A 23,298-nucleotide genomic window follows, 5' to 3' on the forward strand; every position below is an offset into this window, starting at 1 on the left:
CGGAGCCGCGGGCGCGGCGGGGGCCGACGCTGAGGCGCGAGCCAGTGCCGGGCCGTTCTTGGGCAGGCTGCGCGGAGCCTTGACGTAGTCCTTGAACTTGGTGCTGGCGGAGAAGCGCGGAACCGCCGTCTTGCGGATCTTCACCGTCTCGCCCGTGCGCGGATTGCGGCCGGTGCGAGGGGCTCGGGCGACCTTCTCAAAGGTGCCAAAACCGGTGAGGGAGACGCGATTTCCCTTCGCCACTTCACGGACGATGGTCTCCAGGACGACCTCCACGGCCTCCGTTGCGGCCTTGCGACTGCCGAGGCGAGCCTCGACGGCCTGGACGAGATCAGCCTTGTTCATAGGGCACTCCATCGTGTCACTTGGGCCGGCGGTGGCCGACATATCTTGATCTTCGCTGGCTGCGCCGATCAGGTAGACGGTAGGCCCCAAACGGCCCCACGTCCACCAAAACGGGGCCCTTGGTGCCGTTGTGTCGCAACCTTTTTGACCCGGACGGCCGCCCGGGGGGTGCTCACCCGCCCCGGGTGACGGGTTTGAACGACGGGCGCGCTGACTCGAACTCGGTTACTGCGGCCTCGTGGCGCAGGGTCAGGCCGATGTCGTCGAGGCCCTCCAGCAGCCGCCACCGCGTGTAGTCATCGACCTCGAAAGGCGCCACGATGTCGCCGGCAGTGATGGTTCGGGATGTCAGGTCGACGGTGATCGAGGCGCCCGGGGTGTTCTCGAGGTACTTCCAGATGAGCTCGACATCGTCTTGCGACGCGACGGCCGTCAGCAGCCCCTGCTTGCCCGAGTTGCCGCGGAAGATGTCGGCGAAACGCGAGGAGATGACGACCCGGAAGCCGTAGTTCATCAGTGCCCAGACCGCGTGCTCGCGCGACGACCCCGTGCCGAAGTCGGGGCCGGCCACGAGAACCGAGCCCGCGGCATACGTGGGTTGGTTGAGGATAAACGACTCATCCTTGCGCCACGCGGCGAACAGCCCGTCCTCGAAGCCAGTGCGTGACACGCGCTTGAGATACTCCGCGGGAATGATTTGGTCGGTGTCGACATTGCTGCGGCGCAGCGGGACCCCGATGCCGGTGTGGGAGGTGAATGCCTGCATTGCGAGTCCTCAATCAGTCCAGGTCGGCGGGCGAGGAGAGGGTGCCCCGGATGGCGGTCGCGGCGGCGACGAGGGGGCTGACGAGATGCGTGCGACCTCCCTTGCCTTGGCGGCCCTCGAAGTTGCGGTTGGAGGTCGAGGCCGAACGCTCGCCCGGAGCCAGGGTGTCGGGGTTCATGCCGAGGCACATTGAGCACCCGGGCAGGCGCCACTCGGCGCCCGCCGCGGTGAACACCTTGTCAAGGCCTTCGGACTCGGCCTGGAGCCGAACCCGGGCCGATCCGGGGACGACGAGCATGCGGACGCTGTCGGCGACATGGCGCCCCTTGACGATCGCGGCGGCGGCCCGCAGGTCCTCGATCCGCCCGTTGGTGCAGGAGCCGACAAAAACGGTGTCGACGGCGATCTCCCGCAGCGGGGTTCCGGCGGTGAGTCCCATGTATGCCAGTGCGGCCTCGGCTGCGCGGGCTTCGTTCTCGTCCGGGATGAGGGCCGGGTCGGGGACGCTGGCGCTGAGCGGTGATCCCTGCCCGGGGTTGGTGCCCCACGTGACGAACGGCGTCAGGCTCGCGGCGTCGATGTCGACGACCTCGTCGAAGACGGCGTCGTCGTCGGTGCGCAACGTCTTCCAGTAGTCGACGGCGGCGTTCCAGTCGTCGCCCGTCGGGGCGTGATCGCGGCCCGACAAGTAGTCAAAGGTCGTCTCGTCCGGAGCGATCAGGCCCGCGCGGGCGCCAGCCTCGATCGACATATTGCAGACCGTCATGCGCGCTTCCATGGACATCGCGTCGATGGCCGGCCCGCGGTACTCCAGAACATACCCCTGCCCACCGCCGGTGCCGATCTTGGCGATCACCGCGAGGATGACGTCCTTGGCGGTGACGCCTTCCGCCAGGTCGCCGTTGATGTTGATGGCCATCGTCTTGAAGGGCTTGAGGGGCAGGGTCTGGGTGGCAAGGACGTGCTCGACCTCGCTCGTCCCGATCCCGAAGGCGAGCGCGCCGAATGCGCCGTGGGTGGACGTATGGCTGTCGCCGCAGACAATCGTCATACCCGGCTGGGTCAGGCCCAGCTGCGGACCGACGACGTGCACGATGCCCTGCTCGGCATCGCCCATGGGATAGATCGTGACGCCGAACTCGGCGCAGTTCGCGCGCAGGGTCTCGACCTGGGTAAGGCTGACGGGGTCCGTGATCGGACCGGGGGTGGTGGGGACGTTGTGGTCCTCGGTTGCCAGGGTGAGTTCCGGGCGCCGCACCGGACGCCCGGCCAGGCGCAGTCCGTCGAACGCCTGCGGCGACGTGACCTCGTGGATCAGGTGCAGGTCGATATAGAGGATGTCCGGCTCCCCTTCGGCGGAGCGGACGACGTGGTCTGCCCAGATCTTCTCTGCGAGCGTGCCCGCCATTGGAACAACCTCCTGATGGAACTACCGACCCGAGCAGGCTCGCACGGGACCGAGGGCCCAGAATTTGCGTCTCAGGCAATGAGACGGCAATATCAAGACATGGACACTTCTAGCGGGGTCGGCGTTCTGGACAAGGCCGCCATCGTCTTGGGGGCACTGGAGTCCGGTCCGTCGACTCTCGCCCAACTGGTCACGGCCACGGGCCTGGCCCGCCCGACCGCCCATCGGCTCGCGGTCGCACTGGAGCACCACCGCTTGGTGACGCGCGACTTGCAGGGGCGCTTCGTGCTGGGGCCGCGCCTGGCCGAGCTCGCCGCCTCCGCGGGCGAGGACCGCCTCTTGGCGGCCGCGGGCCCGGTGCTGGGGGCGTTGCGCGATCACACCAACGAGAGTGCGCAGCTCTTCCGCCGCCAAGGTGACCACCGGGTCTGTGTGTCCGCCGCCGAACGTCCCGTGGGTCTGCGCGACTCGATCCCTGTCGGTGCGACGTTGACGATGCTCGCCGGCTCGGCGGCGCAGGTGCTGCTGGCCTGGGAGGAGCCGGATCGGCTGCACCGCGGCCTCATGGGCGCGGCCTTCAACGCCACCACCCTGTCCGGCGTTCGCCGGCGCGGCTGGTCGCAGAGTGTCGGCGAGCGCGAGCCGGGCGTCGCCTCGGTGTCGGCGCCTGTCCGCTCCCCCTCCGGCCGCGTCATCGCGGCCGTGTCGATCTCTGGGCCTATCGAGCGCCTGTCGCGGCAGCCCGGGCGCCTGCACGCTGCAACCGTCATCGCGGGCGCCAACAAGCTCACGGAAGTCCTGCAGCGGCACGCCGCGGCGCAGGAGGCAGCCGCCCGCGCGCAGTCCGACTGACGCCCACGACTGTCCGGGTGACGCCCACGGGCTCTCCAGGTGGAGAAAAGATAAGGACCCGATGCCCTGAGGCATCGGGTCCTTCTCGGTAGCCCCGACGGGGTTCGAACCCGCGCTACCGCCTTGAGAGGGCGGCGTGCTAGACCGCTACACAACGGGGCCAAGAGGTGCGCTCACACGAGGCGAGCGCAGCGGGGTAACCATACTCGAAGATATGACGACCACCGAATCCGCAGCCGCGCAAGCGGCTTTGGAAAGCTGGGGTACCAGGACTCGAACCTAGAATGAGTGAACCAGAATCACTAGTGTTGCCAATTACACCATACCCCATGGGGGTATCCCCGACCCTTCGTGCCGAAGCACGCGCGGCCGGTGAACCGAGGTGCAACTCTACCGGCAATGCCCGCAGCGGCCCAAATCGCCGCGGCTTATCACGCGATCCCGTGCCCTCCCCGCCGGGGAGGGCACGGCATACGACTCGTGGGTTCGGTCAAAGAGTCGCGCGCAAGGCGTGCAGACGGGCCAGGGTCGAGGTCTTGCCGAGGATCTCCATCGACTCGAACAGCGGCGGCGAAATGCGCGCCCCCGAGACCGCGGTGCGGATCGGCCCAAAGGCGACGCGTGCCTTCTTTCCGAGGCCGTCGACGATTCCCGCGCGAAGGTGGCCTTCGAGATTGGCGGCGTTCCAGTCCGTCCCGCCGACAAGCGAGGCGAGATGGTCGTCGATATTGCCAAGGACCTCGATCGCCTTGTCCAGGACCTCCCCGGCGTCGTCGCCAAGCCCGGCGCGCGCGTCATCCTGGATCACCAATTGGTCGTCGGCGATGAAGAACGGCGCCACCAGAGGTGCAGCCTCTTTGAGCAGGGAGATCCGGGTCTGGATCAGCGCCGCGACGTCCTTGAGCCGACCGAGTTCGCCGAGGCTCGGGTTGCCCGACAGCACGTCGGCGCGTTCCAGATAGGGCAGCAGCCGTGAAGTGAAGTCGCCCAGCGCCAACTCGCGGATGTAGACGCCGTTGAGCCATTCGAGCTTCTTCAGGTCGAAGATCGGTCCGACCGGGTTGACCTTCGACCACGCGAAGTCGCGGGCGAAATCGGCGAAGCCGAACTTCTCGACATCATTGCCTTCGGCGTCCTGCGCCGGCGGATAGGCAAGCAGCGCAAGGAAGTTCACGAGCGCCTCGGGGAGGTAGCCCTCCTCCACGAACCAGGTCAGGCGGGCGGCCGGGTTCTTGCGCTTGGAGATCTTGGACTTGTCGGCATTGCGCAGCAGCGGCATGTGCGCGAACTGAGGGGCGTCGATGCCGAGCCACTTGTAGAGCAGTAGGTGCTTCGGCGTTGACGAAATCCACTCCTCGCCGCGCACGACATGTGTCACCTTCATCTCGTGGTCGTCAACGACCACGGCGAGGTGATAGGTCGGGAAACCGTCGGCCTTCAGGATGACCTGGTCGTCGGGGCGCGGCGCGTTGACCTCACCGCGGATGAGGTCGGTGAAGGTCAGCGAGACATCGTCCGGGATCAGCATCCGCACGACCGGCGTCTCGCTGAACCCGGGCAGTTCGCGCCGCTCGTCCTCGGTCTTGCCATGGCAGAGTCGGTCGTAGCCGGTGGGCAGCTTGTTCTTCTGCTGCGCCTCGCGCATCTGCGTGAGGCGTTCCGGGCTGCACCAGCACCTGTAGGCGTGCCCGGACTTCAGCAACTTCTTGACATAGGGCCGGTAGGTGTCGAGCCGCTCGGATTGGCGATAAGGACCGACCGGGCCGCCGATGTCGGGACCCTCGTCCCAGTTGAGACCGAGCCAGCGAAGCATGTCGAATACCTGCTTCTCGCTGTCCGCCCGGAAGCGCGCGCGATCGGTGTCCTCGATGCGCAGCAGGAACTGCCCGCCCTGCTGCCGCGCGAACGCGAGATTGAAGAGCGACATGTATGCCGTGCCGACATGGGGATCGCCCGTCGGCGACGGGGCCACACGCAGGCGGACCGGACCGAGTTTGTGCTTGCTCATAGTGACCCGATTCTAGGTTTACCGCCCAAACTTTGGGTGACGGTCAGTGTGGTTGCGGGCCAGTGTGGTTGTGGTGAGTGTGGTTGCGGGTCACCGGCGCACGAACGGATTGGCGAGGGTGCCGATGCCCTCGATCTCGACCTCGACCCGACTCCCGTGATCCACAGGACCGACCCCGGCCGGTGTCCCGGTCAGGATGACGTCGCCAGGCAGCAGCGTGAAGGCCGCCGAGAGGTACTCGATGAGCGTGGGCACGTCGAAGATGAGATCTGCCGTCGTCGCATCCTGGACCAGCTCCCCATCCCGCCGGGTCACCAGTCGCAGACCCGCCGGGTCGAGGTCGGTCTCGATGGCGGGGCCCAGCGGGGTGAAGGTGTCCATGCCTTTGGCCCGCGCCCATTGGCCGTCGTCGCGTTGCAGGTCGCGGGCGGAGACATCATTGGCACAGGTGTAGCCAAAGACGACTTCGCGCCACCGCGCCTTCGGGACGTCCTTGCCGATGCGGCCGATCACGACGGCAAGTTCGCCCTCGTAATGCACCTCATTCGTGAAGGACGGAATGACCACCGGGTCGTCGGGACCGATGACTGAGGTGTTCGGGATGAGGAAGGCCAGCGGTGACGTCGGGACGTCATTGCCCATCTCTTTGGCGTGGTCGGCGTAGTTGCGCCCGATCCCGATGACCTTGCTGCGCGGGATCACCGGGGCGAGCAGGCGCACGTCGTCGATCGGGAGGCGCCGCCCCGTGAACTGAACCCCTTGATAGATGGGGTCGCCGACGATCTCGGCCACGACCCGCCCGTTGTCTTCCAAGACGCCGTATGCCGGGTCCTCCCCGGCGCTGAACCGCACGATCCGCATGAGTCCAGACTCTATGTGCGCGCCGATTACGGTGGATGGGTGGACGCAATTCGGATGTCGCGCCCGGAGTGGCAGGAACGTGAGTCCGCACATGCCGCGCGCGCCGACCGACTGACGGTCGCACATCTGGCACGGCGCGGGGCGAAGCATCCGGTGGAGGATTTCCTCTTCCGCTACTACAACTTCCCGCCGGGCAAGTTGCGCCGGTGGCACCCCGGGCCGGGGGTGGTCCTGGACGACGCTGGACGTATGCCGCGTGCCACCTGGTCCGGCTACCTCACCCTCGCCGACGGCGGGGTCGCGCTCGACCGTGTTGCGGTCGCGGCGAAGCGCGCGACGACGATCACCTTCGTCCGCTCGCTGCTGACTGCGACCCTGACTCGGCCGGCGTTTACGGGGTGTTTCGGGCTGCATGAGTGGGCGATGGTCTATCGCCTGGCGCCGGGCGAGGTTCGCCATGAAGACTATCCGCTGCGACTGTCCCCCACCGAGACCGATCGCGTCGTGGAGTCCCATCAGTTGCGGTGCAGCCACTTCGACGCCTACCGCTTCTTCACCCCGGATGCCGTGCCGCGCAATGCAACTCAGCCGACGCGGGAAGGCCAGGTGTGGCAGGAGCAGCCGGGTTGCCTGCACGCGGGGATGGATGTCTACAAGTGGGCGCACAAGCTCACGCCCCTAGTCCCCGGGGACGTGCTCCTCGACGCCTTCGAGTTGGCCCGCGACATCCGCGTCCTCGACATGCAGGCGTCGCCATACGACTTGGTCGACCTCGGCTACGCTCCCATCCGGATCGAGACCCCCGAGGGCAAGAGCGAGTATGCCGCCGCGCAGCGCGCCTTCTCCGAGCGCTCGAACGACCTGCGCCGCCGCCTCCTCGCCGTCCTGGCCGCGGTAGCGATCGACTAGTTCCCGTCCGTCGGATCGCCTCGGCGACGTAGGGCGTCGCGGCGCCTGGCCGCGGTCGCACGGCGCTTGACCTCGCTGCGCGCCAACGCGATTCCCACGAGGATGGGGAGCACGAGTTTGGCGTGATCGACCAGCCACACCAGCCAGCCCGGCATGTCCCAATCGGGCCACGGAATCGAGGGAAGGTGTAGGTCTGGCCAAGGAATGTCGGGGAGGTTGGACAGATCGAGGTCCGGCAACGGCACCGAGAAGTTGAACATCGCCGCGAGGCGAGCGAGCAGCCAAGCCACCGCAAGAGGCCCGACGACCTTCGCGACGCCGACGGCGACGTGCCGCGCGGCATACAGGCGGGGCCGGGCAGCCATCCGCTCCTCCCGGAGGGCGAGCGGCGAGCCGGGCTCCGGTTCCAGATCGACACCCCCGACGCCGAGATGGGCTGCGCCGTGGGCCTCCGGCCCCTCGAACCAGATGGCCCGACGCGGCGCCGATAGGGCACTGTGGAGCACCCGCATCGCCCCAAAAGCCTTGTCCGCGGGGACGGTTGGCACCAGAACGAGCTTGTCCTCCCCCGACGCCTTGCACGCGACCTCGATGCCGTCGACACACCAGACGACCAGCCGCTTGGCCCACCCGGCTTCCTGAGATGTCACCACATGTTGCTGGTCGGCAACCTGCAGCGTCCAGACTTGGATCGGCTTGTCCCCCACCGCTGTCCCGCTCCCCTGCCGTTGCCGTCATGGAAGCAGTTCACCGCGACCGTGGGCCGATGCACATCGGCCCACGGTCTCGGAGCGGATCGACCAAAGTCGATCGTCGAGCTCAGTCGCCCTTAACGTTGATGAGCTGCCGGAGGGTATGCCGGATCTCCACCAAGTCGGCGGCGTCCGCCATCACCTGGTCAATGTCCTTGTAGGCCGCCGGGATCTCGTCGATGAAGGCTGCGGTGTCGCGGAACTCGATGCCGGCCATCGCCGCCCGCAACTGCTCCTGGGTGAAGGTCCGCCGGGCCACGGACCGCGAGTGCACCCGGCCGGCGCCATGCGGTGCCGAGTTCAGCGCGAGCGGATTGCCCAGTCCCGCAACGACATACGACGCCGTCCCCATGGACCCGGGGATCAGCCCGGCCCCACCGGCCCGAGCCGAGATGGCGCCCTTCCGGGAGAGCCAGACCTGCTTGCCGAAGTGCGTCTCCTGCTCGGTGTAGTTGTGGTGGCAGTTGATCTCCTCCAGCCGCTCCACCGGCGCGCCCACCCAGTCCTGCACGCACGCGTGCAACCGGTCCATCATCTCCTCCCGGTTCAGCAGCGCGTAGGTCTGCGCCCACCGCATCTGCCGGATGTAGGCCCAGAACTCGTCGGTGCCCTCCACGAGGTAGGCAAGATCCCTGTCCGGCAACGGAATCCACCACTGCTGGCACAGCTTCTGTGCGACGCCGATGTGGTGCTGAGCGATCTTGTTGCCGACGCCCCGCGACCCGCTGTGCAGGAAGAGCCAGACCGTGCCGGTCTCGTCCCGCGTGATCTCGATGAAGTGGTTGCCCGAGCCGAGGGTGCCCAGTTGCAGATCCCAGGCCCCGAGGTATGCCGCGGGGTCGAACCCCGCGTCGTCCGCGAGGGTCCGCAGCTGGTCCAGCCGGGCGATCGTGTGCTCGCGGCTGATCCGCTGGTTGCGCGCGCCGGCCGACAGCGGGATCGCGTTCTCGATGGCGACCCGGACGCTAGCCCGATCGGTAGGAAGGTCGGACTCGTGCAGGCCGGTGCGGACGGCGATCATGCCGCAACCGATGTCGACGCCGACGGCGGCCGGCATGATCGCGCCGAGCGTTGGAATGACCGACCCGACGGTTGCGCCCTTGCCCAGGTGGGCGTCGGGCATCAGCGCTAGATGCGGGTGAATGAAGGGCATCGTCGACGCGGACTTGGCCTGCGCGGCCGTGGCGTCGTCGAGGATGCTCGCCCAGTTGAACAACCTGGGAGCGAGCTTCTGCATTGGCGTGAACTCTCTCGTGCGCACCCGTGAGCGGGTGACCCGGCGGGCACCGAGCCTGGTCACGATAGCGGCGAATGGCGCTGCCCTGCCTGGCATTTTCCGCCGTGCAAGAGCAGTCGACGCGCTAGCGCGGGGCGACGCCCGCCCGGATCAGGCCATAGGTCACCGACTCCAAGAGGGCATCCCAGCTCGCCTCGAGGATGTTGGCGGCCACACCAATCGTCGACCAGGTCGTCGAGCCGTCGGAGGTCTCGATCAGGACGCGGGTGATGGCGTCGGTGCCATGCTCGGTGTCGAGGATGCGCACCTTGTAGTCGACCAGCTCCAGGTCGGCGAGTTCGGGATAGGCCGACGCGAGTGCCTGCCGCAGGGCGTGGTCGAGCGCATTGACCGGGCCATTGCCCTCGCCGGTCTGCACGACCCGCTTGCCCGCCGCGCTCACCTTCACCGTCGCCTCCGACAGCGCGTCCTGCTCGCCGCGGCTGTCGGTGATAACCCGCCACGACTCGACGTCGAAAAAGTCCGGCAGCTTGCCGTCGAGTTCCCGGCGCAGCAGCAACTCGAAGCTCGCATCGGCCGCATCGAAGGTGTAGCCACGCAGCTCCAAGTCCTTGACGGTCGCGAGCACCCGCGCCACCTTGGCCTTGTCCTGCTCCGAGCCGGAGTCCAGATCGAAGCCCAACTCGCGGCTCTTCAACTCGATCGAGGCGCGACCAGCCATGTCCGACACCAGCATTCGCATGTCATTGCCGACGGCCTTGGGATCAGTGTGCTGGTAGAGGTCGGGGTCGACCTTGATCGCGCTGGCGTGTAGGCCGGCCTTGTGCGCGAAGGCGCTGGAGCCGGTGTAGGGCTGGCGACTGTAGGGCGCGACATTGGTGATCTCGCTGATCGCATGTGAGATCCGGGTTGCCTCGGCGAGGCGGTGCGGCTCGATGAGGTCGCGCTCCTGCTTGATCTGCAGGTTGGCGACGATGGTGACGAGATTGGCGTTGCCGGTGCGCTCGCCATACCCATTGATGGTCCCCTGCACGTGCGTGGCGCCCGCGTCGATCGCGGCCATCGAGTTTGCGACGGCGCAGCCAGTGTCGTTGTGGCAGTGGATGCCGATCCGCGCGCCGGTCGCGCCGACGACATCACCGACCATGTCCGCGATTTCGTTGGGCAGCATTCCGCCATTGGTGTCGCATAGGGCGACCACCTCGGCGCCGGACTCGGCCGCGGCGCGCACCGCTTCCAGGGCGTATGCCCGATCGGTCCGGTAGCCGTCGAAGAAGTGCTCCGCGTCCACGAAGACGCGGCGGCCTTCGCCGCGAAGGAAGGTCACCGTGTCGCGGATCATCTCGAGGTTCTCCGCGAGGGTCGTCCGCAGCGCCCGCTCCACGTGCCCGCCATGACTCTTGGCCACCAGCGTCACGACGGATGCCCCAGAGTCGAGCAGGGCCCGCACCAACGGGTCCGAATCGGCCCGGCCACCCGCCCGACGCGTCGCGCCGAAGGCGGCCAGCGTCGCATTGCGCAGCGTCAGCTCGCTCTGCGCGCGCCGGAAGAATTCCGTGTCCTTGGGGTTCGCGCCCGGCCACCCGCCCTCAATGAAGCCGACCCCCAGTTCGTCCAGGTGCAGGGCAATCGCCAGCTTGTCCGTCACCGAGAGGTTGAGCCCCTCTTGCTGCGCGCCATCGCGCAGCGTGGTGTCGTAGACGTGCAGGTCGCTCATGTGCTTCACCTTGTCTGAACGTGGTCGGTCAATCGGCCTGGCGGGCAACAAAAAACCCCCCAGGGCTGGGAGGTCGGCGCAACGAGAGGTCTCGTTGCGCTAGTGGATAATCATGCTCGCGAAGGTCACACGCTCACTCTACACATCCGCCCGCGACAGCCAAGGCCGTCCGTATGCCGACCACTCGCCCCAGGCTCGGACCTCCCCACCGACCGGTGCTGCGATGGGGCCGGCGGGGAGGCCTCGTCAGGCCAGCTGCGTCAGCCAGCCGTGGGTGTCCTCGACCCGGCCATACTGAATGTCGAGCAGGCGGCTGCGGATCGCATTGGTGATCTCGCCCCCAGCGGCACCGGCGGTCGACGGGGTGCTGCCACCTTCCCAACGCAACTCACCGACCGGGGTAACGACCGCGGCCGTGCCGCAGGCGAAGATCTCGACGATCTCGCCGGAGGCGACGCCGTCCTTCCACTGCTCGATCTCTATGCGCTGCTCCTGCGGGTCGAGGCCGAGTTCCTTGCCGAGATCGAGGATCGAGCTGCGGGTGACGCCCTCAAGGATCGAGCCGGTCAGCTCAGGAGTGAGCAGGCGGTTGTCCTTGGTGACGAAGAAGAGGTTCATGCCGCCCAGCTCCTCGATAAAGGTCTGGGTCGCAGCGTCGAGGAAGACGGCCTGGTCGCAGCCGTGCTCGATCCCCTCCAACTGCCCCGCGAGGGAGGAGGCGTAGTTGCCACCGCACTTCGCGGCCCCCGTGCCGCCGGCACCCGCGCGGGCATAGTGCTGGGAGATCCACAAGGTTACCGGCTTGAGGCCGCCGGAGAAGTAGGCGCCGGCCGGGGAGGCGATGACCGAGAAGGTCACCTCGTTGGCGGGGCGCACGCCGAGGAAGGCCTCACTGGCATACATGAACGGCCGCAGGTAGAGGCTCTTTTCGCTGCCGTCGGGCGCCTCCGGCACCCAGGCCTGGTCGGCCGTTACGAGGGCGCGAAGCGAGGCGATGAAGTCCTCTTCGGGCAGCACGGGTAGCGCGAGCCGGGCGGCGCTGCGCGCCATGCGCTGGGCGTTGGCCTCGGGCCGGAAGGACCAGATCGAGCCGTCGGCATGGCGATAAGCCTTCAGGCCTTCGAAGATCTCCTGGGCATAGTGCAGCACCGCGGCGCTCGGCATCAACGAGATGGGGCCGTATGCCGTGACCCGCCCGTCATGCCAGCCTGCGTCCTTCGTCCACGTCGCGACCGCCATGTGGTCGGTGAAGTGCTTGCCGAAGCCCGGGTTCTCCAAAATCGCGGACCGTTCTGCCTCGCTGGCGGGATTCGGGTTGGCGGAGAGTTCGAATGAGAGCGCCATCGCGAGTGCGCCTGCCTTCCTTGGCCGTTGCCGGGGGTCGGGCGTCGCCGACCGGTTCTGCTTCCCAGGGTAGTCACGCTCCACCGCCGGGCCCGCATCGCGTCTCGCGTCGACGCGGGCCCGGTGTGATCGGGCGTCAGTGCATGAGCGGGCGCAGCGCCTCGGCGGCCATCGTGACGACGCCGGGGACGTGGCCGTTGCCGATCATGTTCAGGACGATGCCGGGGATGCCGGCGTCGATGACGCGCGCCTTGATATCGGCGGCGACCTCCTCGGGCGTCCCGACGAACTGCCGGGCGGTGATCGCGGCCCGGGTCGTTGCGTCGAGAGTGTCGATGTCGACGCCGGACTTGAGCATCAACGTGCGCTGCAGCGCCCGGGCGGCGTCGCCGTCCTCGTCCATCAGCACAAATGCAAGGAAAGACGTCTCCAGGGTGGCGAGATCGCGGCCGTTCTCCGCGCACCGCGCGGCCAGCGCCTCGAGCTTGGCCGGGATGAGCGCGGGATCGCAGATGATGTTGAGGTGATCGGCATACTTCGCGGCCAGGCGGAAGGTCTTCTTCTCGCCTGAGCCGCCGAGCATGATCGGCATGTCGTCGCGCACCCGCGGCTCGTTCATCGCGGTGACGGCCCGATAGTGCTTGCCGGAGAGCGTCGGGCGCTCACCGTGCAGCATCGGGGCGATGATCTGCAGTGCCTCGTCAAGCTTCTCGAAGGGGTCGGTGAAGGTGCCGAAGTCGAAGCCGGCCGCCTCGGCTTCGCGGGCCTGCTGCTGGACGGTCGGAAAGATCGCGCGCGGATCACCACCGGGATAGCTGAAGTTGGGGATCTGGTAGCCGACTCGGCTGCTCATGCATCCATTCTTTCGCGGGCTGCTGTGACGAACGCGTCGAACAGCCGGCCGTCCGTGCCGGCCTCGGGATGCCACTGCACGGCCAGCCGAAAGCGGGCTTCCGGATTCTCCATCGCCTCCGGGGTCCCGTCGGCGTGCCAGGCGCTGATGCGGTACGCCGTGTGGTCCAGCGAACCCGCATCCACACCTTGGTGGTGGTAGGTCGGGACGTCCAAATCGGCCTCGCCGAGGAGGCCGGCCAGGGTGGTGCCGGGGACCACGGAGACGGGGTGGGCGGCATACGTCCCGGGCGTCGGGAGGTGGGCGTCGTGACCGACCCGGTCGGGGAGGTGCTGCTCGATCGCTCCGCCCGCGGCGACGGCGAGGACCTGCATCCCCCGGCAGATGCCGAGGGTCGGCAGGTCCAGATCGTCCGCCGCGTCGGCGAGCGCGATCTCCCAGGCATCCCGATCGCGCCGAGGTGCTTGCGCCGTCGAATGCGGTTGCGCAGCATACCGACTCGACTCCACATCGGCGCCGCCGGCGATCATCAGGCCGTCCAGTCGGGCCAGGACGGCGCGGGCCATCTCGGGGTCGACGTCCTCACGCGGGGGCAGGACGACGGCGATGCCGCCGGCCGCCTGGACGTGCTCGACATACATCTGCGGGAGCACGGCCGAGCGCTGCGCCCGCCAGGGGATGCGGTCGACCTCCTCGACATAGCAGGAGATGCCGATGACGGGGCGCGGCGACACCCCAAGAACAGGAGTCACCTCAGAGCGGGGTGACATAGGCGCCGGAGATGCCGCCGTCGACGAGGAAGGTGTTGGCTGTCATGAAACTCGACTCATCGGAGGCGAGGAAGAGGACGGCATTGGCCATCTCCTCCGGCTCCCCGAAGCGGCCCATCGGGACGTGGATGAGGCGGCGGGCGGCGCGCTCGGCGTCCTTGGCGAAGAGTTCCTTCAGCAGCGGGGTGTTGACCGGGCCGGGGCACAGGGCGTTGACGCGGATGCCTTCGCGGGCGAATTGCACGCCGAGTTCGCGGGTCATCGACAGCACGCCGCCCTTGGATGCGGAATAGGAGATCTGCGAGGTGGCCGCGCCGAGGATGGCGACGAAGGAGGCGGTATTGATGATCGAGCCGGACTTCTGCTCCAGCATGTAGGGCAGAACGGCCTTGCAGCACAAGTAAACCGAGGTCAGGTTGACGAGCTGGACCTTGTCCCAGGCCTCCAGGTCGGTGTCGAGGATCGAGTCGTCTTCGGGCGGGCTGATCCCGGCATTGTTGAAGGCGATGTCGATGCGGCCATAGGTGTCGAAGGCGACCTTGAAGAGGTTGTCCACCTCGGCCTTGTCGGCGACATTGCAGTGGACATAGGTGCCGCCGAGTTCCTCCGCGAGCTGGGCGCCGAGGTCGTCGTTGAGGTCGGCGATGACGACCTTTGCGCCTTCCTCGGCGAAGCGGCGCACGGTCGCCAAGCCGATGCCGGAGCAGCCTCCGGTGACGACGGCGACCTTGCCCTCGATGCGGCCGGGACGTTCAACCATGTCGGGTGATTCCTTTGTCTCAGAGGGGTTTTCGGGATGGGATCAGGCAGAGGTGTCGAAGAAGACGTTCTTGGTCTCGGTGAAGGCGTCCAGGGCGTCCGGGCCGAGTTCGCGGCCGATGCCGCTGGCCTTGAAGCCGCCGAAGGGCGTGGAGTAGCGCACCGAGGAGTGGCTGTTGACCGAGAGGTTGCCCGCCTCGACCCCGCGGGCGACGCGGATCGCGCGCCCCAGATCGCGGGTCCAGATCGAGCCGGAGAGGCCGTATGCCGTGTCGTTGGCTAGCCGGATCGCCTCGGCTTCATCCTCGAAGGGCATGACGGAGACGACCGGGCCGAAGATTTCCTCAGTCCAGGCGCGATCGGTGGTGCCATGGGCGAGCAGGACGGTGGGCGGGTACCACCAGCCGGCCCCTTCGGGGGCCGAGCCGCGGAAGGCGATGTCGGGCGCGGCATACCCCAAGGCCCCGGCGTCCTCGACGAACGACCGGACGGTGTCGCGCTGGCCCGCGCTGACCATCGGGCCCATCTCGATCGACGCATCGGCCGGGTCGCCGACGCGCACCGCCTTGATGGCGCCCTCGAAGCGCTCCATGAAGTCGTCGAAGACTTTGCGCTGCACCAGGATTCGGGTGCGTGCGCAGCAGTCCTGGCCAGCATTGTCGAGGAAGCTCATCGGCGCGCTGGCGGCGGCCCTCTCCACGTCCGCATCGGCGAAGACGATATTGGCGCTCTTGCCGCCGAGTTCGAGGGTCACCCGCTTGAGCTGGTCGGCCGCCTTGCGCATGATCCCCTGGCCGACCGCGGTCGAGCCGGTGAAGCAGACCTTGCGAACGTCCGGGTGGGTGACGAAGCGCTCCCCCACGACCGAACCCTTGCCGGGCAGCACAGTAAAGACGCCCTCAGGGAGCCCCGCCTCCACGGCCAACTCCCCCAGCCGGATCGCCGTCAGCGGCGTCAGTTCGGCGGGCTTGAGGACGACGGTATTGCCCGCCGCGAGGGCAGGGCCGAAACCCCAGCCCGCGATGGGCATCGGGAAGTTCCACGGAACGATGACAGATACAACCCCAAGGGGCTCCTTGAAGGTGACATCGAGGCCGCCCGCGACCGGGATCTGCTTGCCGAACAGCCGCTCGGGTGCCGCGGAGTAGTAGCGCAGGACATTGACGACATTGCCCGCCTCCCAGCGCGCATTGCCGATCGTATGGCCGGCATTGCGCACCTCGAGGCTCGCGAGTTCCTCGGTGTGCGCCTCGACCACATCCGCGAACCGGCGCAGCAGCAGCCCGCGATCCGCCGGGCTCACCGCCCGCCAATTGGGGCCGACCGCAACGGCTTTCGCGATGGCGGCGTCGGTTTCCTCGACCCCGACCAGGTCGATGGTGGTGACGACCTGCTCGGTCGCCGGATTGATGACATCGTGCGTGGTAGTCAATGTCGGGCACTTTCTCTCAGAGGGTCGGGGTCCCCGCGAAGTATCGAGCGACGGAGGAGCGAGAACTTCGTGGGGTGACTTACAACCTCTCGAATCCTCGGACGCGCTCCCAGTCGGTGACGGCAGCATTGAAGGCGGCGATCTCGGTGTCCCCCGCGTGGACATAGTGGTCGACGACGTCATCGCCGAAGGCGGCCCGTGCCACGGCGGAGGCGTCGAGCAGGTCGCGGGCCTCCTGCAGGGTCATCGGCACGTGGGCGAGGTCGGCTTCATACGCATTCCCGACGCACTCGGCTTCCAGAGTCAGACCTTCTCTCATGCCGTGCAGGCCCCCGGCGAGCATCGCGGCGACCGACAGGTGGGGGTTGACGTCAGCGCCCGGCACCCGGTTTTCGACCCGCAGCCCGGCGCCGTGGCCGACCACTCGCAGGGCGCAGGTGCGATTGTCGCTGCCCCAGGCCACCGCGGTCGGCGCGAACGAGCCGACCTGGAATCGCTTGTAGGAGTTGATATTCGGCGCATAGAAATAGGTGAGTTCGCGCATCGTGGCGAGCACGCCCGCCATGAAGGACTCGAACAGCTCACTCCGCCCGCCCGGGCGATCGTCGTCCGCGAAGACGATCGTGCCGTCATCCCCTCGCAGCGACAGGTGGATGTGGCAGGAGCTGCCTTCCCGCTCGTCATACTTCGCCATGAAGGTGATCGACTGGCCGTGCGCGGCCGCGATCGCCTTCGCGCCGTATTTGTAGACGGTGTGGTTGTCGCAGGTGCGCAGGGCCTCGTCATAGAGGAAGCCGATCTCGTGCTGACCCAGGTTGCACTCACCCTTGGCCGACTCGACATTCATGCCCGCGGCATACATCTGGTTGCGGATGTCGCGCAGGACCGGCTCGACCTTCGCGCCGCCGAGGATCGAATAGTCGATGTTGTAGCGGTTCGCGCCCGTCAGCCCGAGATAGCGCCGATCCCAGGCCGCGTCATAGGTGTCCTCGAAGAGGATGAACTCCAGCTCGGTCCCGCAGAAGGCGCCATAGCCCAGCTCGGCCGCGGCAGCCAGTTGCTTCTTGAGGATGGTGCGCGGCGACTGCGCGACCTCACCCGACCCGTCCAGCCAGGACAGATCGCACTGGATCATCGCGGCGTTCGGCTCGCCCGGCGTGCGCCGCAAGGTGTCGAGGTCGAGGTCGAAGAACATATCGCCATACCCCCGCTCCCAGGAGGTGAGCGCGTAGCCGGGCACGGTGTTCATCTCGACATCGACGGTGAGCAGGTAGTTGCACCCCTCCGTGCCATGGGCCAGGACGTGGTCGAGGAAGAAGCGCGCGTGCAGCCGCTTGCCCTGGAGCCGACCCTGCATGTCGGTGAAGGCCACGATGACGGTGTCGATTTCGCCGCTGTCGATCTCGGCTCGCAGCGTGTCCATCGTGAGCCGTGGTGCGCCTGTGCTCATCGTGATCCTTTCTCCCGGCGTGGTCCGATCAGGCCGCGCAGCAGCGCGGCGGTGGCTTCACAGTGTTCGCCCATCGCGATGCGGGCCGCCTCGGGCTGGCCGCCGAGGATCGCCTCGACGATGGCATCATGCTGGTCATTGGAGTGCTCGATATTGGTGCGCAACACCGGGATTGCGCTCAGCAGCTCATGCAGGGTGGCCTGCGCCCGGGTGACCGAGTCGACGAGCATCGGCGATCCGGCGAGCGCGGCGATGGCCAGATGCAGCCGGCTGTCGGCCACCCGGTGGGCGGCATTGTCCGGCGCCTCGCGAACCGCTCGGCAACTCGCCGCGAGCCACGCGCGTTCGTCCGCGGTCAGGGTGCGTCGCGCCGCGAGTTCCGCCGCGCCCGGCTCCACAACTTCGCGGAAGCTCAGGGCGTCCTCGACGTCGATGCCATCGGCGACTTCCGTCCCTGCGGCACCGGGTTCGGTGCCGGCATAGGTCACCCAGGTGCCGCCGCCACGACCGCGCCGTGTCGCGACGAAACCCGCCTCACGTAGGGCGGCGATGGCCTCGCGCAGGGTGTTGCGCGAGACGCCCAGCCGCTCGGCGAGCTCGCGTTCCGGCGGCAGTGCCTCACCTCGGGTGAAGACGCCCAAGCGGATCGCCGTCGCGAGTTGCTCGATCGTCACCTCGAAGGCATTGCCGGATACGGGCCGCAGCACCGCATCGGGCAACGCAAGACCAGCCGGGCCGGCCGGATCGTGCGGCGGCGCCGGCAGAGCACGTGCCGCCGTCATCGTCGTCCTTCTCCCTCATCGGGGCGCACTTTGTGCCCATCCGGATCGTATGGCGCCCGGAGACTGACGCTGATGGGCACCCTGCGTCCGGCGAGGTCCACGTCATACCTCCCCGCTTGGATCCACCCGAGCGTGGCGGTCGCCTCGCCGCCCGGGCCGATCAGGGCCAGCCCGACGGCGCTGCCGAGGCTCGCGCCCCAGGCCGCGCTGGTCACCTGCCCCACGGGCTCGCCATCACGGCGCACGAGTTCCCCGCCCCAGAGGTATGCCGTGCCCTCCTCCGCCGTGAACGACACCACGCGCCGCCGAGGACCGGCCGCCCGGCGGGCCTCGAGGACCGACCGGCCGAGGAAGTCGATGTCCGTGCGCAGCTTGCAGGCGAAGAGCAGGCCGGCCTCGACCGGTGTCAGGTCGGGGGCGAGTTCACGGGCGAAGGCGCGATAGCCCTTCTCCAGCCGCAGCGCGTCGATGGCGTAGTAGCCCGCAGGTCTGGCACCGAGGGCTTCCCCGGCCGCAGTGAGGGCGGCATACACCGCCGGTGCATCGCCGGTGGGGACGTAAACCTCCCACCCCAGTTCGCCCACATAGGTGATCCGCGTGGCGCGCACGGTCACGCCGGCGAGCCGAATCCCCTGGCTGGTGCCGAAGGGAAAGGCGTTGTCGGACAGATCATCCGGCGAGCAGGTCGCCAGCAGGTCGCGGCTTCGCGGCCCCATGACTCCGATGACGGCCAAGGCGTCGGTGACGTCCTCGACGTGCCATGCGGTGCCAGACGGCGCGTTACGACGCAGCCAATCGAGATCGCGAACTGTGGTCGCGGCGCTGCTGACCATCAAGAAGGCATCGTCACCGGTCCGGGTGACGGTGACATCGGCTTCATATCCGCCGCGCGAGTTGAGCATCGGCGTATAGACGGCGGTCCCGACGGGCACGTCAATGTCGTTGGCGCACAGCCATTGCAGCGCGGTCAGGGCGTCGCGGCCGCTGATGAGGTACTTGCTGAACGAGGTCTGCTCGAAGATCGCGACCCGTTCGCGTGTCGCGATCTGCTCGGCCACGCACCAGTCCACCCAGGCCGGCCGCTCCCAGCGGTAGTCCAGGACGGCAGGCACCCCCAGGGGCGCAAAGACATTGGCGCGCTCCCAGCCATTGCGCGTGCCGAGAACCGCATTCTGGGCGACGATGGCCTCATGCAGCGGCGACATCCGTTGCGGCCGTGCCGATTCCATCTCCCGGTTGGGCCAGGGCACGGAATAGTGCAGACCGAGCACCTCTGCGACCCGGGCTCGCAGCCAGCGGTTGTCGCCCTGCAAGCTCGAGAAGCGCCGAATGTCGGCGGACACCAAATCCATCGTGGGTTCGCCCGCGACGATCCACTCGGCCAGGGCCATCCCGGCCCCGCCGGCCGAGGCGATGCCGACCGAGTTGAAGCCCGCGGCGACGTAGAAGCCGTCCACCTCCGGCGCGGCCCCGATGAGGAATTGGTTGTCCGGAGTGAATGACTCGGGGCCGTTGTAGAACTTGCGAATCCCCGTCTCGGCCAGCACCGGCAGCCGGTGCACCGCAGAATCCATGAGGATCTCGAAGTGCTCCCAATCTTCTTCCAGGAGTTGGAATTCGAAGGGGTATGGCAGTTGGTCGGGCGCCACCCACGGCTTGGCTTCGGGCTCGAAACCTCCGACGAGCAGACCCCCGACTTCTTCCTTGACATAGGTGTAGCCATCGGGATCGCGCAGGATCGGCAGGTCCCGATGGACACCCTCGATCTGGCCGGTGACGACGTAGAAATGCTCTGCCGAGTGCAGCGGCACGGTGACCCCGGCCAGGGCACCGACGGCCTTGGCCCATTGGCCGGCGCAGTTGACGACATACTCCGCCTCGATATCGCCGGCATCCGTGCGCACGCCCGTCGCCCGCGGATGGCTGTCCCGTTTGTCGAGCAGCACGTCGGTCACCCGGACGCGTTCGTGGATGCGCACCCCGAGCTGGCGAGCGCCCTTGGCGAGCGCCTGCGTCAGGTCGGCTGGATTGGCCCGTCCGTCGCCGGGCAGCCAGATGGCGCCGAGCAGGTCGTCGGTGCGCAGCAGCGGATAGCGGTCGGCCGCCTGGGCCGGCGTCAACGGTTCACACTCCAGGCCGTATGCCGCGGCGCTGGCGATCGTGCGCTGCAGCTGCACCATTCGCTCGGGGGTCCGCGCGACGGTGACTCCGCCACATACGCGATAGCCGGTGCCGAGCCCGGTCTCGGCTTCGAGCCGGCCATAGAGCTGAGTGGAGTACTGCACGAGCCGGGTGCTCGCCTCGCTCGCGCGCAGCTGACCGACAAGTCCCGCGGCATGCCAGGTCGTGCCGCAGGAGAGCGTTCCCTGTTCCAGCAGAACGACATCCGTCCACCCGAGGTGGGCGAGGTGATAGGCCACGGAGCACCCGATGACTCCGCCGCCGATGATGACGACGCGGGTGCGGGCCGGCAGGTCAGTCATCGCGGCTCGCCGACCCTAGCCTCAGCAACATCTCGAAGCCGGGGTCCGCCATCTCCGACCGGGCCCGCTCGAACTTCTCCAGCCCCCAGCCCTCGAAGTCGAAGTCCAGCGGATTGGTTCGCGCCGAGATCAGGCCCCACAGCGTCCAGGCATAGGCGCTCGCGATCTGCCACAGACGACAACGGGCCACCAGTCGTTCGTCATCGGCGCCGTAGTAGTGGGTGGCCAGTGTCGCCAGCTGTGCATCATCGAGGTGGTTCTCCTGGGCGAGGTTCCCGAGCTCGAACGCCGGCTCGTTGTTGCCCGAGTACTCGAAGTCGATGATCCACAATCGGTCCCCGTCATCGAGGAAGTTGGCCGCCAGCAGATCGTTGTGACAGGGGACGCGGGGCTCTGGGTTGGAGCGCAACGCGGTTCGCAGTCGCCCCCAGGCAGGCGCCAACGCGGCATACCCAGATGGCACGGGCCAGCCACGCTCGGTGAGCAAGGCGAGATAGCGCGCCTGGGTGGCGAACATGTCGAACTCGTTGACAAAGGACGAGGCGGTCTTATGCAGCGTGCGCAGGGTCGCGGCAATGCGCGCGAGGTCCCGCGAGACGTCGACCTCGTCCAGGGTCCGCGAGGGCACGAACTCGACCGCGAGAACCCCTTTGCCCGGGAGGTACTCGATCACCTCTGGCGCTACGCCCGCGGCGGCTGCGTGGCTGCTGTTCTGAAACTCGACATCGCGATCGATGGTGAGTAGCCCTGCGGCCGGAGGCGAGATGCGGACCACCACGTCCTGCTCGTGGGTGCGGACGCGAACATTGACATTGGTCAAGCCACCCGGCAGCAGCTCAGCCTGGATCTGCTGCCCGCCAACACATTTCAGCTGGCGTAGCAGCGGCAGCAGATCCTCGATGTCGCTCAGTGGCCGTCCCGCCACTGCTCACCCATGTCGGCCAGGGCACCGTCGAGGGTGGTCTTCGGTCCGGTGAACCACTTGCGCGCGGACACCTGCCACCAGATGGCGAGCACGACCAACGAGCCGAGTGTCAGGACGGGTGCGTAGTTGACGTATTTCCAGTGGAAGTTTTCGTTGCCGGGAACGGCCGCCGGGGTGAACGGAAGGATGAAGTAGATGCAGATGACGGCAATCTCGATGACGGCAACGAGGTTCATCCACTTGTACTTCGACCCGTTGTTCCACGAGCCGACGCGGAAGGCGTCACCCATCCGCCAACGCAGCCAAATCGGGACGAGGAAGGCGAGATAAAGGCCGATGACCGCGACCGAGACGACGGCATAGAACGCGACCGGAACGATAAGCGGCTCCTCTTCGGTGCCGAGATTGACCTGGACGAGCGCCGGGAGGGTGATGATCGCGCTGACGACGGCGGCCAGCAGCACGGCATTCGCCGGCACCTTGCTCGCCGAGAGCTTCGACCACAGGCGCGAGCCGGGGACTGCGCCGTCTCGGCTGAACGCGAAGGTCATCCGGGAGGCGCTCGTCATACACGCCGTCGTGCAGAAGAACTGACCGGCAGCCGAGATGAACAGGATGAGCGATGCCCACGACTCGTTCATCGAATGCGTGAAGATGTAGGCCACGCCGCCGCCACCGACGCCGGCGTTGTCCGGCTTTCCATCGGCGCCATTGGGGACGGCGAAGAGGAAGCACAGCAGGAGGATCCACCCGCCGATCGCGGAATAGAAGATCGACTGCCAGATGCCCCGTGCGGCCGCCTTGGTTGCCGACGCGGTTTCCTCGGACAGGTGCGCCGAGGCATCGAAGCCGGTGATCGTGTATTGGGTCAACAACAGACCCAATGGCAGGACCAGGAACCAGTACTTCGCGGTGTCGGTCGAGCCGCCGGAATAGCCCGAGTTATTGAAGCGCTCGGTGAAGACATAGCTGAAGCTCTGGTGGTGATCCGGCACGATGATGAGAATCGCGATGATCAGGGCCGCACCGAAGACGTGCCACCAGACCGAGACGTTGTTCATGATGGCCATCAGGTGGCCGCTGAAGATATTGAGGATGGCCGCCAACGCGAGGACCACGAGGAAGATCAGGAAGACGCGGGTCAGCGAGTAGCCACCCGCATACGAGGTGGAGAAGGTGCTGAGCGTCAGGTCGATGAAGGTCGCGCAGCCGTAGGCCACGGATGCCGTAACCGCAATGAGGCCAATGAGATTCAGCCACCCCGTGAAGAAGCCGGCGCGCGCCCCGCCCATCTTTGAGGCCCACCAGTAGATCCCGCCCGAGGTCGGGTAGGCCGACACCAACTCAGACATGGTGAAGCCAATGATGAGAATGAACATCGAGATGATCGGCCAGCCCCACGAGATCGCGACGGGACCGCCATTGTTGAAGCCCTGGCCGAAGGTGGTGAAGCACCCGGCGAGGATCGAGATGATCGAGAACGAGATGGCGAAGTTCGAGAACCCCGACCAGTTACGCGAGAGTTCTTGCTTGTAGCCGAGCTCCGCGAGGAGGCGTTCGTCCTCGCTCAGGTGAGACAGATCCGACATACCCAACCCCAATCACAATGGTGCGAAGTTGGACCGATGTTAGCGACGCACCCCTG

20 protein-coding genes and 2 tRNA genes are annotated in these 23,298 nt (G+C 67.3%); 2 read left to right on the top strand and 20 right to left on the bottom strand.

Going from position 1 to position 23,298, the window contains the following annotated elements; genetic code table 11:
• The 3 genes from BN13_RS02700 to leuC form a co-directional block, all read right to left on the bottom strand.
• Positions 1–345 (bottom strand): HU family DNA-binding protein (locus BN13_RS02700; protein WP_162199904.1); only part of this gene is annotated, 345 nt, incomplete at its 3' end.
• Positions 346–517: 172 nt separating this feature from the next.
• Positions 518–1,111, bottom strand: a complete 594-nt coding sequence (gene leuD, locus BN13_RS02705) for a 3-isopropylmalate dehydratase small subunit (RefSeq protein WP_048544226.1) — start codon at positions 1,109–1,111, stop codon at positions 518–520.
• A gap of 13 nt (positions 1,112–1,124) precedes the next feature.
• Positions 1,125–2,519 (bottom strand): 3-isopropylmalate dehydratase large subunit, encoded by a 1,395-nt coding sequence (leuC, locus tag BN13_RS02710; RefSeq protein WP_048544228.1) that lies wholly within the window; start codon positions 2,517–2,519, stop codon positions 1,125–1,127.
• A 99-nt stretch (positions 2,520–2,618) separates the two neighbouring features.
• Here leuC and BN13_RS02715 point away from each other — a divergent pair, with 99 nt between their 5' ends.
• A complete protein-coding gene (locus BN13_RS02715) occupies positions 2,619–3,371 on the top strand; it encodes an IclR family transcriptional regulator (protein ID WP_048544230.1) in 753 nt (250 codons plus the stop codon).
• An 89-nt stretch (positions 3,372–3,460) separates the two neighbouring features.
• Here BN13_RS02715 and BN13_RS02720 read toward each other — a convergent pair.
• The 4 genes from BN13_RS02720 to BN13_RS02735 form a co-directional block, all read right to left on the bottom strand.
• Positions 3,461–3,533 (bottom strand) — tRNA-Glu (locus BN13_RS02720).
• Between the two features lie 96 nt (positions 3,534–3,629).
• Positions 3,630–3,701: transfer RNA gene (locus tag BN13_RS02725), tRNA-Gln, on the bottom strand.
• Positions 3,702–3,861: 160 nt separating this feature from the next.
• Positions 3,862–5,379: a glutamate--tRNA ligase gene (gltX, locus tag BN13_RS02730; protein ID WP_084733527.1), complete on the bottom strand. Its 1,518-nt coding sequence runs from the start codon at positions 5,377–5,379 to the stop codon at positions 3,862–3,864.
• 90 nt (positions 5,380–5,469) lie between these two features.
• Positions 5,470–6,240, bottom strand: a complete 771-nt coding sequence (locus BN13_RS02735; protein ID WP_048544233.1) for a fumarylacetoacetate hydrolase family protein — start codon at positions 6,238–6,240, stop codon at positions 5,470–5,472.
• 54 nt (positions 6,241–6,294) lie between these two features.
• Between BN13_RS02735 and BN13_RS02740 the strand changes: the two genes are divergently transcribed.
• The gene (locus tag BN13_RS02740) at positions 6,295–7,149 is read left to right on the top strand and encodes a hypothetical protein (protein ID WP_048544234.1); all 855 of its coding nucleotides are present in this window, start codon (positions 6,295–6,297) and stop codon (positions 7,147–7,149) included.
• Here BN13_RS02740 and BN13_RS02745 read toward each other — a convergent pair.
• The 13 genes from BN13_RS02745 to BN13_RS02805 all read right to left on the bottom strand — a co-directional run bounded on the left by BN13_RS02745 (position 7,146) and on the right by BN13_RS02805 (position 23,242).
• On the bottom strand, positions 7,146–7,799 hold the full coding sequence (locus BN13_RS02745) for a hypothetical protein (protein WP_157038400.1): 654 nt from the start codon (positions 7,797–7,799) through the stop codon (positions 7,146–7,148). The two genes, BN13_RS02740 and BN13_RS02745, sit on opposite strands and share 4 nt — an antisense overlap.
• 169 nt (positions 7,800–7,968) lie before the next feature.
• Complete coding sequence (locus BN13_RS02750; protein WP_048544238.1) at positions 7,969–9,138, bottom strand: RtcB family protein; 1,170 nt, start codon at positions 9,136–9,138, stop codon at positions 7,969–7,971.
• Positions 9,139–9,262: 124 nt separating this feature from the next.
• Positions 9,263–10,855, bottom strand: coding sequence for a citramalate synthase (gene cimA, locus BN13_RS02755; RefSeq protein WP_048544240.1), 1,593 nt, complete (start codon positions 10,853–10,855; stop codon positions 9,263–9,265).
• A gap of 246 nt (positions 10,856–11,101) precedes the next feature.
• Positions 11,102–12,199, bottom strand: coding sequence for a branched-chain amino acid aminotransferase (locus tag BN13_RS02760; RefSeq protein WP_048544242.1), 1,098 nt, complete (start codon positions 12,197–12,199; stop codon positions 11,102–11,104).
• Between the two features lie 136 nt (positions 12,200–12,335).
• A complete protein-coding gene (locus BN13_RS02765; protein ID WP_048544243.1) occupies positions 12,336–13,052 on the bottom strand; it encodes an LLM class flavin-dependent oxidoreductase in 717 nt (238 codons plus the stop codon).
• Positions 13,049–13,786 (bottom strand): gamma-glutamyl-gamma-aminobutyrate hydrolase family protein, encoded by a 738-nt coding sequence (locus BN13_RS02770; protein ID WP_201329038.1) that lies wholly within the window; start codon positions 13,784–13,786, stop codon positions 13,049–13,051. Before BN13_RS02770 ends, BN13_RS02765 begins: the two co-directional genes overlap by 4 nt.
• Positions 13,787–13,805: 19 nt before the next feature.
• Positions 13,806–14,582 (bottom strand): 3-oxoacyl-ACP reductase, encoded by a 777-nt coding sequence (locus BN13_RS02775; protein ID WP_048544251.1) that lies wholly within the window; start codon positions 14,580–14,582, stop codon positions 13,806–13,808.
• A gap of 42 nt (positions 14,583–14,624) precedes the next feature.
• Entirely contained in the window at positions 14,625–16,013 is a 1,389-nt protein-coding gene (locus BN13_RS02780; RefSeq protein ID WP_048544252.1) for an aldehyde dehydrogenase family protein, read from the bottom strand.
• A 79-nt stretch (positions 16,014–16,092) separates the two neighbouring features.
• A complete protein-coding gene (locus BN13_RS02785) occupies positions 16,093–17,463 on the bottom strand; it encodes a glutamine synthetase family protein (protein WP_048544254.1) in 1,371 nt (456 codons plus the stop codon).
• On the bottom strand, positions 17,460–18,245 hold the full coding sequence (locus BN13_RS02790) for a FadR/GntR family transcriptional regulator (protein WP_084733528.1): 786 nt from the start codon (positions 18,243–18,245) through the stop codon (positions 17,460–17,462). Before BN13_RS02790 ends, BN13_RS02785 begins: the two co-directional genes overlap by 4 nt.
• Positions 18,242–20,728 (bottom strand): GcvT family protein, encoded by a 2,487-nt coding sequence (locus tag BN13_RS02795; protein WP_048544256.1) that lies wholly within the window; start codon positions 20,726–20,728, stop codon positions 18,242–18,244. Before BN13_RS02795 ends, BN13_RS02790 begins: the two co-directional genes overlap by 4 nt.
• The gene (locus tag BN13_RS02800) at positions 20,721–21,653 is read right to left on the bottom strand and encodes a choline kinase family protein (protein ID WP_235433912.1); all 933 of its coding nucleotides are present in this window, start codon (positions 21,651–21,653) and stop codon (positions 20,721–20,723) included. Before BN13_RS02800 ends, BN13_RS02795 begins: the two co-directional genes overlap by 8 nt.
• Positions 21,635–23,242: an amino acid permease gene (locus tag BN13_RS02805; protein WP_048544258.1), complete on the bottom strand. Its 1,608-nt coding sequence runs from the start codon at positions 23,240–23,242 to the stop codon at positions 21,635–21,637. The genes BN13_RS02800 and BN13_RS02805 overlap by 19 nt, the downstream gene beginning before the upstream one ends.
• Positions 23,243–23,298: the final 56 nt, after the last annotated feature.

Origin of the sequence: Nostocoides jenkinsii Ben 74 (genome assembly GCF_001046875.1) — a bacterium.
Classification (GTDB): Bacteria; Actinomycetota; Actinomycetes; order Actinomycetales; family Dermatophilaceae; genus Nostocoides_A; species Nostocoides_A jenkinsii.

What these genes read in the sequence shown, in the direction of transcription:
- BN13_RS02715 (WP_048544230.1), top strand. Translation starts at nt 2,619, where the DNA reads ATGGACACTTCTAGCGGGGTCGGCGTTCTGGACAAGGCCGCCATCGTC.
- BN13_RS02785 (WP_048544254.1), bottom strand. Translation starts at nt 17,463, where the DNA reads ATGAGCACAGGCGCACCACGGCTCACGATGGACACGCTGCGAGCCGAG.
- BN13_RS02740 (WP_048544234.1), top strand. Translation starts at nt 6,295, where the DNA reads ATGTCGCGCCCGGAGTGGCAGGAACGTGAGTCCGCACATGCCGCGCGC.
- gltX (WP_084733527.1), bottom strand. Translation starts at nt 5,379, where the DNA reads ATGAGCAAGCACAAACTCGGTCCGGTCCGCCTGCGTGTGGCCCCGTCG.
- BN13_RS02750 (WP_048544238.1), bottom strand. Translation starts at nt 9,138, where the DNA reads ATGCAGAAGCTCGCTCCCAGGTTGTTCAACTGGGCGAGCATCCTCGAC.
- cimA (WP_048544240.1), bottom strand. Translation starts at nt 10,855, where the DNA reads ATGAGCGACCTGCACGTCTACGACACCACGCTGCGCGATGGCGCGCAG.
- BN13_RS02735 (WP_048544233.1), bottom strand. Translation starts at nt 6,240, where the DNA reads ATGCGGATCGTGCGGTTCAGCGCCGGGGAGGACCCGGCATACGGCGTC.
- BN13_RS02760 (WP_048544242.1), bottom strand. Translation starts at nt 12,199, where the DNA reads ATGGCGCTCTCATTCGAACTCTCCGCCAACCCGAATCCCGCCAGCGAG.
- BN13_RS02805 (WP_048544258.1), bottom strand. Translation starts at nt 23,242, where the DNA reads ATGTCGGATCTGTCTCACCTGAGCGAGGACGAACGCCTCCTCGCGGAG.
- leuC (WP_048544228.1), bottom strand. Translation starts at nt 2,519, where the DNA reads ATGGCGGGCACGCTCGCAGAGAAGATCTGGGCAGACCACGTCGTCCGC.
- BN13_RS02790 (WP_084733528.1), bottom strand. Translation starts at nt 18,245, where the DNA reads ATGACGGCGGCACGTGCTCTGCCGGCGCCGCCGCACGATCCGGCCGGC.
- BN13_RS02765 (WP_048544243.1), bottom strand. Translation starts at nt 13,052, where the DNA reads ATGAGCAGCCGAGTCGGCTACCAGATCCCCAACTTCAGCTATCCCGGT.
- leuD (WP_048544226.1), bottom strand. Translation starts at nt 1,111, where the DNA reads ATGCAGGCATTCACCTCCCACACCGGCATCGGGGTCCCGCTGCGCCGC.
- BN13_RS02795 (WP_048544256.1), bottom strand. Translation starts at nt 20,728, where the DNA reads ATGACTGACCTGCCGGCCCGCACCCGCGTCGTCATCATCGGCGGCGGA.
- BN13_RS02775 (WP_048544251.1), bottom strand. Translation starts at nt 14,582, where the DNA reads ATGGTTGAACGTCCCGGCCGCATCGAGGGCAAGGTCGCCGTCGTCACC.